Source organism: Streptomyces albipurpureus (assembly GCF_023701525.1).
GTDB classification, from domain to species: domain Bacteria; phylum Actinomycetota; class Actinomycetes; order Streptomycetales; family Streptomycetaceae; genus Streptomyces; species Streptomyces albipurpureus.
On the sequence record NZ_JAMQAW010000063.1, the window covers coordinates 26,343 to 38,836 of the forward strand.

Sequence of the window (12,494 nt, forward strand, 5' to 3'; positions counted from 1 at the left end):
CCAAGAATGCCAGTCCGTACGCACGTTCCGGCACCGTCCCTGTACGCGGAGTGCGGCTTCGCAGGTCCGGGATCACTCACATGGGTGAATGTTGGTGCTGTTTCGGGTGCCTAGGACTCGCTGCGCGCTGCTGCGAGGAGCTCTTCGGCATGGGCTCGGGCGGTCTGGGAGTCCTCTTGGCCGGCCAGCATCCGGGAGAGTTCGCGGACCCTGGCCTCGCCCTCCAGGACCGTGACCCCGCTTCGGGTCACGGAACCGTCATGGGTCTTCTCGACCAGGAGTTGACGATCCGCGAAGGCTGCGACCTGGGGAAGATGGGTGACGACGACGACCTGTGCGGTCTTGGCGAGTTTCGCCAGTCGACGTCCGATCTCCACCGCTGCCTTGCCTCCGACGCCCGCGTCGACCTCGTCGAAGAGATAGGTCGGTACGGGATCGGTGCCCGCGAAGACGACTTCCACCGCGAGCATCACCCGGGACAGCTCTCCGCCCGACGCGCCCTTGGCGATCGGTCGCGGCGGAGCGCCGGGGTGCGGGGCGAGAAGGAGTTCGACCTCGTCGGCGCCGTGGGGTCCGTAGGCCACCGTACGGCCGTTCACCTCGATGCCTTCGGGGTCCTCGCTCTGGCGGATGGCGAACGACACCCGGGCGTGGGGCATGGCCAGCGATGACAGCTCCGCGGTGACGGCTTCGGCGAAGGTGGCCGCCGCTTTGGTGCGGGCGTCCGTCAGGGCCTGTGCCAATCCGGAGAGTTCAGCGCGCAGGACGTCCCGTTCCGCGGTGAGTTCACTGATTCGGTCATCGTCGCTCTCCAACTCGATGAGTCGTTCCGCGCCCTCTTCGGCCCAGGTCAGGACCAGGTCGATGCTCTCGCCGTACTTCCGGGTGAGCGCGGTCAGCGCCGCTCTGCGTTCCTCCACCGCGGCCAGCCGCCGGGGGTCGGCGTCCAGGAGGTCGGCGTATCCGGCGAGTTCCCCGGCCACATCGGCGAGCAGGATGGAGATCTCGCCCACCCGGTCGGCGAGCGCCGCCAGGGCCGAATCGTGGGAGCGTACGGAGTCCAGCGCGCGACCGGTGCCGGCGACCAGGGTGGCGGCGTCGATGCCTTCGGGGTCCTCAGGGTTGCCCACCAGCGCGGTGTGCGCGACGGTGGCGGCTGACGCGAGGGCTTCCGCATGTCCGAGCCGCTCGGCTTCGGCCGCGAGTGCGCCGTCCTCACCGGGGCGGGGCTCCACTCCGGCGATCTCGTTGAGCCCGAAGCGCAGCAGGTCCGCCTCCTGGGCTCGTTCCCGAGCCCGGGTGGTCAGTTCAGCGAGTTCGACGGCGACGGCCCGCAGTCTGCGGTAGGCGGCGACGTACTGGGTGTGGGGTCCGGTGACCGCCGCGCCCGCGTATCGGTCGAGCGCCTCGCGCTGCCGGGCGGGGCGTAGCAGCCCCTGTTGATCGGTCTGGCCATGGACGGCGACGAGCTCATCCGCGAGTTCGGACAGCACTCCCACCGGTACCGAGCGACCGCCGAGATGCGCGCGGGAACGTCCTTCGGCGGATACGGTCCTGCTGATCAGCAGGGTGCCGTCTTCCAGCTCCGCCCCGGCCTCGTCGGCACGTACCGCCGCAGGCCCACCAGCGCGCACTCCGATGCGCCCCTCCACCACCGCGGCTTTGGCGCCGAGCCGCACCAGCGCCGGGTCGGCCCGCCCGCCGAGCAGCAGCCCCAGGCTGGTGACGATCATGGTCTTGCCCGCGCCTGTCTCACCGGTCACCGCGGTGAAGCCGGGCGACAGCTCGACGACAGCATCGTCGATGACCCCGAGCGACCGTATCCTCATCTCCTCCAACACGGACATGACCATACGAGGTTTCGCCCGCGGGGCGCGACGCGGACCCGCCCACCACCGTCCGCTGGGACTGTGATCAGGCTGTCGCGGGGGGCCTGGCCGGTTGGCCGTTGCCCCCTGGTTGCCTCGGGTTTCGCGGCGGACGCACCCGCGGCAATGGCCATCGCGCCGCTGAGCCGGGTGGTCTGGCTCGTGCCCATAGCGGTCACGGTACCGGGCGCCATCCCATCCGTCCGGCCCGGATGCCGGGCCGGCTGCTGGCGGTGCGGAACGGAAGCTCAGGGGGAGCGCGGGGACAGCTGTCAGCGCCATCCGCTGCTCGTCTCCACCGCCCCGCCCCGGACGGCACCCTGGCACCGCGTATCAGTACATGCATTCGATGGTGTCCGTGCACGCCCCGTCCGCCAACGGCCCACGCCGCCCTGGGCCGGGTGGCGGTGACCTATCACCCGGAGAACCCCGGCTCGGCGGCGCGGGCGAGTACGGTCGGGCACTCCTGTCGGACGGTGGCGCTGACGGTCTTCGCCACCTCGCCCGCGGTGTTCTCCGTGGTCGTGCTCGGGCTGCTTCCCCACCTGTTGAGCGCGCCCCGACGCCTGCTGAGGGTTCTCGTCGGGTCCTAGTGGGGTGGGGGCGCGCCTCGCCAACCCGACACCGGCAGGGCGAACTTGGCCACCAAGCGGTCCGTGAACGAGGCATGGTGCAGCCGTGCCAGCCGTACCGGCACGGCTCCTCGGCGTACCTCGACCCTGGCCCCCGGCGGGAGTTCCACGGTCCGGCGCCCATCGCACCACAGCACCCCGTGCGGGGTGTGCGGCTGCACCTCCACCGCGAGGACCGAGTCAGGGGAGGTGACCAGCGGCTTGGCGAACAGGGCGTGGGCGCTGATCGGCACCATGAGCAGGGCCTCCACCTCGGGCCAGACCACCGGCCCGCCGGCGGAGAAGGCGTACGCCGTCGAGCCGGTCGGGGTGGCGCACACGATGCCGTCGCAGCCGAACGCCGTCACCGGTCTGCCATCGATCTCCAGTACGACCTCCAGAATCCGGTCGGGTGACACCTTCTGGACGGCGGCTTCGTTGAGGGCCCAGTCCCGGTGGACTATGTCGCCGTTGCGGTGCACCACCACATCGACGGTCATCCGCTCCTCGACCTCGTAGGCCTTGCTGACGACTCGGTCGACGACCTGGTCGAGGTCATCGCGCTCGGCCTCGGCGAGAAAGCCGACCCGGCCCAGATTGACGCCGAGCATCGGCACTCCGGAGGCACGAGCGAACTCCGCTCCCCGCAGCAGGGTGCCGTCCCCGCCGAGCACAATGAGCAGCTCACAGCCGTCGAGCGCCTCGGGAATCGCCTCGGGCGCCGTTTCGACGCTCGACGGCAACGGCAGGTCGGCTGCCTCGGCCGCCAGGACCCGTACGCTCAGCCCATTGCGCAGCAGCCCTTGGACGACGAGTTCGGCGCTGCGGATGGCAGCGGGCCGCCCGGTGTGGGCGAGCAGGAAAACGGTGCGCTGTGTAGTCGCTGCTGGTGTGGTCAACGAGGTCCCTCCGCCACTGCACGATCGACGTCCGCCGGATCGACGCCGGGTGCGCCGGCGCGGAGCCAGAGAAAGTATTCGACGTTTCCGGACGGTCCGGGCAGTGGGCTGGCGGTGACACCCAACACACCCAGACCGAGTTCGGCGGCCCGGCTCGCGACGGCGAGCACCGCTTCCTTGCGCAGTTCGGGGCTGCGGACCACTCCGCCGCTACCGAGCCGCTCCTTGCCCACCTCGAACTGCGGTTTGACCATCAGGACGAGATCGGCGCCGGGCGCGGCACACCGTACGAGGGCTGGCAGCACGATCCCGAGGGGGATGAAGGAGAGGTCCCCCACGATCAGGTCCACCGCGGTCCCGTCGATGGCGTCCAGGGTCAGTTCGCGCACATTGGTACGGTCTTTGACCGTGACGCGGTCATCGCTCTGGAGGGACCAGGCCAACTGCCCGTAGCCGACGTCGACCGCGACGACCTGTGCTGCCCCGGCCCGTAGCAGTACGTCGGTGAAGCCGCCGGTCGACGCACCCGCATCCAGCGCGCGGCGCCCTTCGACCTTCAGCCCGTGGGGGGTGAAGGCAGCGAGGGCGCCGGCGAGTTTATGCCCTCCGCGGGAGACGTAGTCGGGGTCGCCGTCGTCGTCGATCACCACGATGGCGGCGCTGGTCTCGACCTGGGTGGCGGGTTTGGTCGCGGTGTTGCCGCCGACGGTGACCCGTCCCGCAGCGATCAACTGGCTGGCGTTCTCGCGTGAGCGGGCCAGTTTCCGGCGTACCAGTTCGGCGTCGAGACGGCGGCGGGCGACTCCTGCCACGTGCGGTTCAGCTCCTGTAGTTGTCTGAGGGTACCTGCGGTCCCGGTGCGGACACAGGCCCCGAGCGGGCGTCGAGCGCGGTCAGGGCCTCACGTAGACCGCGGTGTACATCCTCGTACACCTCAAGGTGTCCCGATGCCGGGAGGTGGTCGGCGTCGGCGAGCCGTTCCAGCAGGGCGTCCATGGATTCGTTGCCGGTGGGGGCACGGGGAACACCGAGCGGGGAGGGGGTGGCCGGTTCGGTCGGGGAGCGTTGGTGCCGGGTCTGATCCGGGGCTGCCGCGGGCTGCTCGTCCAAGAGCGCCGGATCTTCGTCGGCCGTCCCTTCCGGTGCCCCGTGCGAGGGCCTTTCGGCACGGTTCGGGTCGTCGAGCCCTGCGGCATCGGTGCCCCGCGCCGGGTACGGCGGGCCCCCCGGGCCCGGGATCAAGTCGCTCATGCCCAGACGCTACCGCGAAGCCCTGCGGTACCGTCGCTCCTGATGGCGACGACGGAAGAGTGCCGCAGCGCGCTCAAGAAGCTCAGTGAAAACCTCGCGCAGGCGGATGACGACAGCAGTGCCAAGGGGGCGGCGGCGCTTGATCGCTCTCTCAGCTGCCACATCAGGGACTTGGACACCACCTTTGTCGGCCGTCTTCAGGATGGCCGCATCGAGGTGACCGACACCCTTGCGGGCCCGCCGCGTGAGAAGGCGCAGATCCGGCTGGCGATGGCGGGCGACGACCTGGTGGCGCTGGTGGACGGCAAGCTGAACTTCGCCAAGGCCTGGGCCTCGGGCCGGGTATCCCTGGAGGCCGGTTTCCGCGATCTGCTGCGGCTGCGGACACTGCTCTAGGCGCTACGGGGGTGCTGGACGAGGTGTGGACGGGTCAGCGGACCTTGGCGATGGTTCGCTTGCGGGCGGCGGGCACCACCAGGGGTGTACCGGACTCGGGGTCTTCGATGACCTGGCTCTTCACCTGGAAGACCGTCTCCACCAGCTCGGCGGTGACCACATCCGACGGGGCGCCCTCGGCAACGACCTTGCCGTTGTGCAGGGCGATCAGATGGGTGGCGTAGCGGGCGGCCTGGTTGAGGTCGTGGAGCACGGCCACCAGGGTGCGCCCCTGGCTCTCGTGCAGCTCCGCGCAGAGGTCGAGCACTTCTAGTTGGTGCTGGATGTCGAGGAAGGTCGTCGGCTCGTCCAGGAGGAGCAGCGGGGTCTGCTGTGCCAGGGCCATGGCGATCCAGACGCGTTGGCGCTGGCCGCCGGAGAGCTCGTCGACGTACCGCTCGGCGAGTTCACCGACACCGGTCGCCTCCATCGACTCCACAACGATGCGCTCGTCCTCCGGGGACCACTGGCGCAGTAGCCCCTGGTGCGGATAGCGGCCCCGGGCGACGAGGTCGGCGACGGTGATCCCGTCGGGAGCGATCGAGGACTGCGGCAGCAGCCCGAGGGTCTTGGCCACCTTCTTCGCCGGCATGGAGTGGATGATCTGGCCATCGAGGAGGACCCGGCCCTGGCTGGGCTTGAGCATCCGGGAGAGCGCACGCAGCAGGGTGGACTTACCGCAGGCGTTGGGGCCGACGATCACGGTGAAGGAGTTGTCGGGTATCTCGACCGACAGATCCTCCGCGATGATCCGCTGGTCGTAGCCGAGGGTGACTGATTCCGCGGTGAGACGCTGCATGGTGGTGGTACTCCTGGATCGGTGGTTCGTCGTACGGGCGGGTCTGGCGGGATTCCCGGCGCTCATACGCGCCCCGCCCGACGTTCGGTGACCAGCAGCCACAACAGATAGCAGCCGCCCAGCACCGCCGTCACCACGCCCACGGGTAGCTGTCGATCTCCGAACGCCGAGGTGGCGACCAGGTCGGCGACCAGCAGAAGCGCGGCGCCCATCACCGCGGCGGCGGCGAGATTGGGCCCCGGCGAGCGGGTGAGCCTCCGTGCGAGTTGGGGAGCGCTCAGTGCGATGAAGGCAATCGGACCGGCGGCAGCGGTCGCGAAGGCCATCAGCAGTACGCCCGAGCCCATGAGGACGACCCTGACCCGTTCCACGGGCACACCGAGCGCGTACGCGGCGTCGTCGCCCATCTCCAGCATATGCATGGGCCGTGCGTGCACTGCCACCAGCGGAACGAGCACGGCGATGGAGATCAGCAACGGCCAGACCTGGTCCCAGTCCCGGCCATCGAGCGTACCGGTGATCCAGAGCATGGCCCGGGTGGCATCGACCAGGCTGGCCTTGGTCAGGAGGTACTGGTTGATCGCGGTCAGTACCGCGGCGGCGCCGATTCCGACGAGGACCAGGCGGTAGCCGTGGACCCCGCGCTTCCAGGCGAGCAGATAGACCGCGATTCCGGTGAGCAGACCGCCGACGACGGCCCCGCCGGACACCGCGATGGCGCTGCCCTGAAAGAGGACGATCATGGTGAGGGCGCCTACGGCCGCGCCCTGCCCGAAACCGATGACATCGGGGCTGCCGAGGGGATTGCGCGAGAGGGACTGGAAGATCGCACCGCTGAGCGCGAGCGAGGCACCGGCGAGGAGTCCCACCAGGGCTCGGGGCAGCCGTAGGTCATTGATGATGAACTCATGGGCGGGTGAGCCGTTTCCGAGCAGGGTGGCGACCACGTCCGCGGGCGGGATGGCGAAGTCGCCCCTGCCGATCAGTACGATCGCGGCGCCGGTGGCAACGGCTGCCAGGGACAGTACGACGACGACCGCCCGGGGGTCGGTCCGCAGGGAGAGGCCGCCCGGGGTGCGAATGGCCCTCATCGAACGCGTCGACCTGGGCACCCGGTCGGTCTTCGTCACGTCCCGCGCCCTCTCGGTGTCCTGTGGGGCCGTCACAGTTGGGCCATCCTCTTGCGGCGTACGAGGTGGATGAAGACGGGCCCGCCGATCAGGGCGGTGACGATGCCCACCTGGAGCTCTCCCGGCCTGGCGACCACCCGTCCGATCACATCGGCGCCGAGCAGCAGGACCGGCGCGAGCACCGCGGCGTACGGAAGGATCCATCGCATATCGGGCCCGGTGATGGCCCGCACCAGATGCGGGATCATCAGCCCGACGAAGATGATGGGCCCGCTGGCCGCGGTCGCCGCCCCGCACAGCAGGGTGACGCTGAGCATCGCCAGTACCCGGGTGAGCCCCAGGTTCGTACCGAGGGAACGGGCGGTGTCATCGCCCAACTCCATGGCGTTCAGCGGCCGGGCGAGGGTCACCGCCAGCACCACCCCGAGGCCGATGAAGGGGACGACCTTGAGGATCGTCGACATCTCCGCCGACGCCAGGGAACCCACGGTCCAGAAGCGGAGGCGATCGAGCGCGGCGGAGTCCAGTAGCTGTACGGCGTTGACATAGCCGTAGAGCGCGGCGGTGGCGGCGGTTCCGGCGAGTGCGAGCCGCACCGGAGTGGCGCTGCGGCTACCACCGAGGGCGTAGACGACCACGGAGACAACGGCGGCGCCGAGGAAGGCGAACCAGACATAGCCGGTGAACGAGGTCACGCCGAGAAAGCTGATGGCGGAGACGACAGCGGCGGCGGCGCCCGCGTTCACCCCGAGAAGTCCCGGTTCGGCCAGCGGGTTGCGGGTGAGCGCCTGCATCACGGCTCCGGCGAGACCGAGGGCCGCGCCGACGACCAACCCGAGGATGGTGCGGGGAACCCGTACTTCACGGACGATCACATCGTTGCCCACACCGGTGTTGTCGAAGAGGCCGTGCCACACATCGGCGATCGGAACCGGTTTCGCACCGATGGCGATGCTGGCGACACAGACCAGCGCCAGTGCGCCGAGAGCTGCGACCAACCCGACAGCACGCAGGGCATGGCGTTTTCGGGGCTCGGGCTTGGGTGTGGACTGCACACCGGCCGGAGGACTGTCGACCAACACAAGGTTAGGTTAGCCTACCCTCTGCTTCTCCTTCTGCCGTCTTGACCTATCTCCACCAGGAAAGTCGACTCATGAACAACTCCCCCCTCTCCCGTCGCGGCCTGCTCGCCTCCATCGGCGCACTGGGCGCCGGTGCCCTGCTCACGGCCTGTGGAGATGGCGGAAAGGCGTCCCCGGGGGCGGGTAGCAGTTCCTGGACCTTCAAGGACGATCGCGGAAAGGTCATCAAGACCGACAAGCGGCCAAAGAACCTTGTCGCCTTTATCAGCAGCGCCGCAGCGCTCCATGACTACGGGATCGAGTGCACCGGCGTCTTCGGCCCCAGCAAGCCGGTGGACGGCAAGCCCAATCCGCAGGCGGGAAATCTCGATGTCGCCAAAGTGACCAGCTTCGGCGCGGCCTGGGGTGAGTTCAATGTCGAGAAGTACGCGGCACACCAACCCGACCTGCTGATCAGCAACATGTTCCCGCCGCCCGCGCTCTGGTTCGTACCGGAGGAAAGCACCAAGAAGATCGAGTCCCTGGCACCCTCCATCGGTATCGCGGGCGCCCGCAAATCGCTCCTGGAACCGCTCAGGCGGTACGAGGAGTTGGCCGGGGCACTCGGCGCCGACCTCAAGGCCACTCAGGTCACCCGGGCGAAGGCCCGGTTCCAGGCGGCCGAGGCGGCCGTGCGCAAGGCGGCCGCGGCCAATCCCGGAGTCAAGGTCCTCGCCATGAGCGGCGACGCCGAGCAGCTCTACGCGGCGGTCCCCGACTCCTACTGCGACCTCAACTACTTCAAGGATCTCGGGGTAGAGATCATCGAGGGGAAGAAGGGCGATGAGTGGGGCTTCTGGGAGTTCCTGAGCTGGGAGAACGCCGACAAGTACCATGCCGACCTGATCATGATCGACAACCGTTCCAGCGCACTGCCGGCCGAGGAACTACTGAAGAAGCCCACCTGGGCCGAACTCCCCGCCGTCAAAGCCGGTCAGACCATCCCCTGGGCGATGGAGGAACGTTACAGCTATGCCGGCTTCGCGCCCGTTCTGGAGCAACTCGCCGCTGCCATCGCCAAGTCGAAGAGGCTCACCCCATGAGCGATGCCCCCTATCAGTTCTTCTACGCCGACCTCGTCCACCGCGAGCACCTCACCCCCTCGATGATCCGGGTGACCCTCGGCGGGGACGGTGTGAACCGGATGGCCACCGCCGGCCGCGATCAGCGCATCAAACTCTTCCTGCCCCAGCCGGGGCAGCGGGCACCCGTGATGCCGGACACCCAGGAAAGCAACTGGTACGACACCTGGCGGGCCCTCGACCCCGACGTCCGCGGTGTGATGCGCAGCTACACCGTCCGTGAACTCCGCCGTGAACCGGCCGAACTGATCATTGACTTCGCCATCCACGGCAGTCTCGGCCCGGCCTCCCGCTGGGTTCGGACCGCTGAACCCGGCTCCCGGGTCGGAGTCCTCGCCCCGGTGGAAGAAGAGAACGCCGGATACGACTTCCGCCCGCCGAAGGACACCGATTGGATCCTGCTGACGGGTGATGAATCCGCGCTGCCCGCCATCGCCGGAATCCTGGCAGCGCTGCCCCCGTCCCAGCCCACCAGGGTCTGGCTGGAGCTGCGAAACACCGCTGACCGGCAGGAGTTGCCGACCAAGGCCGATGCGGAGATCGTCTGGCTGACCGGCGAGGGGGCGACGGCCGATGCGATCCGGGGCACGGAACTGCCCCACGGCACCCCCTACGCCTGGGTCGCCGGTGAATCCAGCACCGTCAGGGCGGTGCGTCGCCATCTGGTCGGCGAGCGCGGATTCGATCGCCGGAAGGTGAAGTTCACGGGGTACTGGCGCAAGGGCGCCTCCGAGGACGAACTCCTCGCACGGGACGAAGACGCCTGACGCACTGCCCGGCGACCACCCCGCCGGTAGCTCCGCCCAAGGAGACGGCCGCGCGGCAAGCACGGGTGCGTACGGCAGTTGGCACCGCTGTAGTCCGACGGAGGACCCACCCAGCGCTCCAGCACCCGGCTCGAACACTCCTAGAGCCCGAGCCGCGCCAAAGCCTTCGACGAGCCCTGGTCGAACACTCCGTCGCCGGCCCGGCTCCAGGCAGCGGCACACAACGCACGCAGACCGTCCATCGAATCGCCGGCACCATCCAGCACCAGCTCATCCCCCTGAACCACCGCAGTCCACCCGCCACAGGCGAACCCGTCTGCGCTCCCGGATACTTCGGGCTGTGCCGTCAGGATTCCCCGTAGGTCAGCGTCCACATAGGTCGGTCGGTGCGCGGGCCGAGCCGCCAGCAGTTGAGCCCCATCGGTCACCCCGGTCAGCACCAGCAGTGAGTCGACGTCACCGTTGAACGCGCCTTCGATATCGGTGTCCAGCCGATCCCCCACCACCAGCGGCCTGCGCGCACCCGTCCGCAGCACCGTCTCCCGATGCATCGGCGGCAGCGGCTTCCCCGCCACCTGCGGCTCCGCGCCGGTGGCGATCCGCACCACCTCAACGGCAGCACCATTGCCCGGCGCGATGCCGCGCCCACTGGGAATGGTCAGATCGGTGTTGGACGCGAACCACGGCACACCGCGAGCGATCGCGTAACACGCCTCGGCGAACCGCCCCCAGGGCAGTTCAGGACCGCCGTATCCCTGCACCACAGCTGCCGGATCGTCATCGGCCGACTCCACCGGCTCAAGGCCGCGCTCGCGCAGGGCGACCCGCAGCCCTTCCCCACCGATCACCAGCACCCGTGACCCGACCGGCACCTGCTCGGAGATCAACCGCGCGACCGCCTGCGCCGAATTGATCACATCATCCGCGTCGGCGGACAGACCCAGCTCCCTGAGATGGGCTGCGACCACCTCCGGCGGCCGCAGCGCGTTGTTGGTGACATAGGCCAACCGCATCCCGCCGCTCCGCGCGGTCAGAAGCGAGTCAACGGCGTACGCGATCGCCGCACCGCCCGCGTACACCACCCCGTCCAGGTCCAGTAGGGCCGTGTCATAGGCCACGCTCAGCGGCGTCGCGCTGCCGCCCGGACGGGTCCTGCTCTGCTGACTCATTCGACTCTGCCCCTCGATCGGCGTCACTCCCCCGATCATCGCGCATCACACCGCGCGCATACGATGCACAGATGAACAGCGAAGGTCCCGCGGCCAACGACGGTCTGCAACTGCTTCCCTTCCGCGGACTGCGGTACGTCCCCGAACGGGTCGGCTCCCTCGCCGCGGTGACCTCGCCCCCGTACGACGTCGTCGTCAGGCCCGATGGACTCCACCACCTCGAATCGGCAGACCCCTACAACATCGTCCGACTGATCCTGCCGCAGGCCCCCACTCCGGCCGCACGCCACCAGCAAGCCGCCGACACCCTGAGCCGCTGGAAGGACGAAGGCATCCTCGCGCAGGACCCCGAACCGGCTCTCTACGTCTACGAACAGCGCCAGGGCGACATCCTCCAACGCGGAGTCATCGGCGCCCTCTCGCTCTCCGAACCGTCCGAGGGGGTCGTCCTTCCCCACGAGGACGTGATGCCGGACATCGTTGCCGACCGGGCCGATCTGCTGCGGACCACCGGCGCCAACCTGGAACCGCTGCTGCTCACCTATCGCGGCACGGGAGCCGCGACCGGCGCTACCGCCGTCATCGAGCGGACGGTCCTGCGACCGCCGCTCCTCGCCACCACGACGGAGGACGGGTTCAGCCACCGGCTGTGGTCCCTGACCAGCCCGGATGACCTCGCCGACATCACCACCGATCTCGCCCACCGGCAGGCGCTGATCGCCGACGGACACCACCGCTGGGCGACCTACCTCCGGCTGAAGGCCGAGCATCCGACCCCCGGCCCCTGGCACTACGGTCTGGTTCTGCTGATCGACGTGGCCCGATACCCACTACGAGTGCGGTCGATCCATCGCCTACTGCACCGTCTCCCCGTCGCTGAAGCCCTCACCGCGCTCAACGGCTCCTTTCGCGTCCAACGCCTTGAAGTGCCGCTCTCCCAGGCCCTTGAGGCACTCGCCACTGCCGCGTCCCAGGGCAATGCGTTCCTCTTCGCAGGCGACGGTTCCTTCCACCTGGTGGATCGGCCAGCCCCGGGTCTACTCGCCCGAACCGTGCCCCACGATCGCCCCGCCGCATGGCGTCGACTGGATGCCACCGTCCTGCACACGGCGCTCCTGGACGACCTCTGGCGCATCCCGGACACACCAGAACACATCGCGTACATCCATGACACAGATGCGGCAGTCATCCAGGCGGAGCGCAACAACAGCACGGCGGTGCTGATGCACCCGGTCCGCGAGGAAGTCGTCAGGGAACTCGCCCGCGAGGGCATCATGATGCCCCGTAAATCCACATCGTTCGGCCCGAAACCGGCGACGGGGTTGGTACTGAGAACTCTGGTGGAGAACTGAAGAGGGGCGG

General features: G+C 69.0%; 13 protein-coding genes. 5 read left to right on the forward strand and 8 right to left on the reverse strand.

Annotated elements, in window-relative coordinates; genetic code table 11:
* Positions 1 to 110: 110 nt before the first annotated feature.
* The gene (recN, locus tag NBG84_RS33830; protein ID WP_250923500.1) at positions 111 to 1,847 is read right to left on the reverse strand and encodes a DNA repair protein RecN; all 1,737 of its coding nucleotides are present in this window, start codon (positions 1,845 to 1,847) and stop codon (positions 111 to 113) included.
* Between the two features lie 422 nt (positions 1,848 to 2,269).
* Between recN and NBG84_RS33835 the strand changes: the two genes are divergently transcribed.
* Positions 2,270 to 2,461, forward strand: coding sequence for a hypothetical protein (locus NBG84_RS33835; RefSeq protein ID WP_250923501.1), 192 nt, complete (start codon positions 2,270 to 2,272; stop codon positions 2,459 to 2,461).
* Here the strand turns inward: NBG84_RS33835 and NBG84_RS33840 are convergent.
* Genes NBG84_RS33840 through NBG84_RS33850 form a run of 3 tightly spaced genes read right to left on the reverse strand, consistent with a single transcriptional unit; the run spans position 2,458 to position 4,629 of the window.
* Positions 2,458 to 3,378, reverse strand: coding sequence for an NAD kinase (locus NBG84_RS33840; RefSeq protein ID WP_250923502.1), 921 nt, complete (start codon positions 3,376 to 3,378; stop codon positions 2,458 to 2,460). The two genes, NBG84_RS33835 and NBG84_RS33840, sit on opposite strands and share 4 nt — an antisense overlap.
* Complete coding sequence (locus NBG84_RS33845) at positions 3,375 to 4,190, reverse strand: TlyA family RNA methyltransferase (protein ID WP_250923503.1); 816 nt, start codon at positions 4,188 to 4,190, stop codon at positions 3,375 to 3,377. Before NBG84_RS33845 ends, NBG84_RS33840 begins: the two co-directional genes overlap by 4 nt.
* 7 nt (positions 4,191 to 4,197) lie before the next feature.
* Positions 4,198 to 4,629, reverse strand: coding sequence for a hypothetical protein (locus tag NBG84_RS33850; RefSeq protein WP_250923504.1), 432 nt, complete (start codon positions 4,627 to 4,629; stop codon positions 4,198 to 4,200).
* A 42-nt stretch (positions 4,630 to 4,671) separates the two neighbouring features.
* Between NBG84_RS33850 and NBG84_RS33855 the strand changes: the two genes are divergently transcribed.
* Positions 4,672 to 5,025, forward strand: coding sequence for an SCP2 sterol-binding domain-containing protein (locus NBG84_RS33855; protein ID WP_250923505.1), 354 nt, complete (start codon positions 4,672 to 4,674; stop codon positions 5,023 to 5,025).
* A 34-nt stretch (positions 5,026 to 5,059) separates the two neighbouring features.
* Here the strand turns inward: NBG84_RS33855 and NBG84_RS33860 are convergent, their stop codons facing one another.
* The 3 genes from NBG84_RS33860 to NBG84_RS33870 all read right to left on the reverse strand — a co-directional run bounded on the left by NBG84_RS33860 (position 5,060) and on the right by NBG84_RS33870 (position 8,072).
* Positions 5,060 to 5,863: an ABC transporter ATP-binding protein gene (locus NBG84_RS33860; RefSeq protein ID WP_250923506.1), complete on the reverse strand. Its 804-nt coding sequence runs from the start codon at positions 5,861 to 5,863 to the stop codon at positions 5,060 to 5,062.
* Between the two features lie 62 nt (positions 5,864 to 5,925).
* Positions 5,926 to 6,954, reverse strand: a complete 1,029-nt coding sequence (locus tag NBG84_RS33865; RefSeq protein ID WP_250923516.1) for a FecCD family ABC transporter permease — start codon at positions 6,952 to 6,954, stop codon at positions 5,926 to 5,928.
* Positions 6,955 to 7,025: 71 nt separating this feature from the next.
* On the reverse strand, positions 7,026 to 8,072 hold the full coding sequence (locus NBG84_RS33870; RefSeq protein ID WP_425608745.1) for a FecCD family ABC transporter permease: 1,047 nt from the start codon (positions 8,070 to 8,072) through the stop codon (positions 7,026 to 7,028).
* Positions 8,073 to 8,146: 74 nt separating this feature from the next.
* Between NBG84_RS33870 and NBG84_RS33875 the strand changes: the two genes are divergently transcribed.
* Together NBG84_RS33875 and NBG84_RS33880 are read left to right on the forward strand one after the other, a co-directional pair.
* Complete coding sequence (locus NBG84_RS33875; RefSeq protein ID WP_250923507.1) at positions 8,147 to 9,157, forward strand: ABC transporter substrate-binding protein; 1,011 nt, start codon at positions 8,147 to 8,149, stop codon at positions 9,155 to 9,157.
* Positions 9,154 to 9,963: a siderophore-interacting protein gene (locus NBG84_RS33880; RefSeq protein WP_250923508.1), complete on the forward strand. Its 810-nt coding sequence runs from the start codon at positions 9,154 to 9,156 to the stop codon at positions 9,961 to 9,963. The genes NBG84_RS33875 and NBG84_RS33880 overlap by 4 nt, the downstream gene beginning before the upstream one ends.
* Positions 9,964 to 10,103: 140 nt before the next feature.
* Here NBG84_RS33880 and NBG84_RS33885 read toward each other — a convergent pair whose 3' ends face one another.
* The gene (locus NBG84_RS33885; protein ID WP_250923509.1) at positions 10,104 to 11,132 is read right to left on the reverse strand and encodes an HAD hydrolase-like protein; all 1,029 of its coding nucleotides are present in this window, start codon (positions 11,130 to 11,132) and stop codon (positions 10,104 to 10,106) included.
* Positions 11,133 to 11,203: 71 nt separating this feature from the next.
* On the opposite strand from NBG84_RS33885, the gene NBG84_RS33890 reads away from it, so the two are divergent.
* A complete protein-coding gene (locus NBG84_RS33890; RefSeq protein WP_250923510.1) occupies positions 11,204 to 12,484 on the forward strand; it encodes a DUF1015 family protein in 1,281 nt (426 codons plus the stop codon).
* Positions 12,485 to 12,494 lie beyond the last annotated feature (10 nt).

Excerpts from the sequence above, each read along its gene's own strand:
- recN (WP_250923500.1), bottom strand. The coding sequence starts at position 1,847 with ATGTCCGTGTTGGAGGAGATGAGGATACGGTCGCTCGGGGTCATCGAC.
- NBG84_RS33850 (WP_250923504.1), bottom strand. The coding sequence starts at position 4,629 with ATGAGCGACTTGATCCCGGGCCCGGGGGGCCCGCCGTACCCGGCGCGG.
- NBG84_RS33855 (WP_250923505.1), top strand. The coding sequence starts at position 4,672 with ATGGCGACGACGGAAGAGTGCCGCAGCGCGCTCAAGAAGCTCAGTGAA.
- NBG84_RS33860 (WP_250923506.1), bottom strand. The coding sequence starts at position 5,863 with ATGCAGCGTCTCACCGCGGAATCAGTCACCCTCGGCTACGACCAGCGG.
- NBG84_RS33865 (WP_250923516.1), bottom strand. The coding sequence starts at position 6,954 with ATGAGGGCCATTCGCACCCCGGGCGGCCTCTCCCTGCGGACCGACCCC.
- NBG84_RS33875 (WP_250923507.1), top strand. The coding sequence starts at position 8,147 with ATGAACAACTCCCCCCTCTCCCGTCGCGGCCTGCTCGCCTCCATCGGC.
- NBG84_RS33880 (WP_250923508.1), top strand. The coding sequence starts at position 9,154 with ATGAGCGATGCCCCCTATCAGTTCTTCTACGCCGACCTCGTCCACCGC.
- NBG84_RS33885 (WP_250923509.1), bottom strand. The coding sequence starts at position 11,132 with ATGAGTCAGCAGAGCAGGACCCGTCCGGGCGGCAGCGCGACGCCGCTG.
- NBG84_RS33890 (WP_250923510.1), top strand. The coding sequence starts at position 11,204 with ATGAACAGCGAAGGTCCCGCGGCCAACGACGGTCTGCAACTGCTTCCC.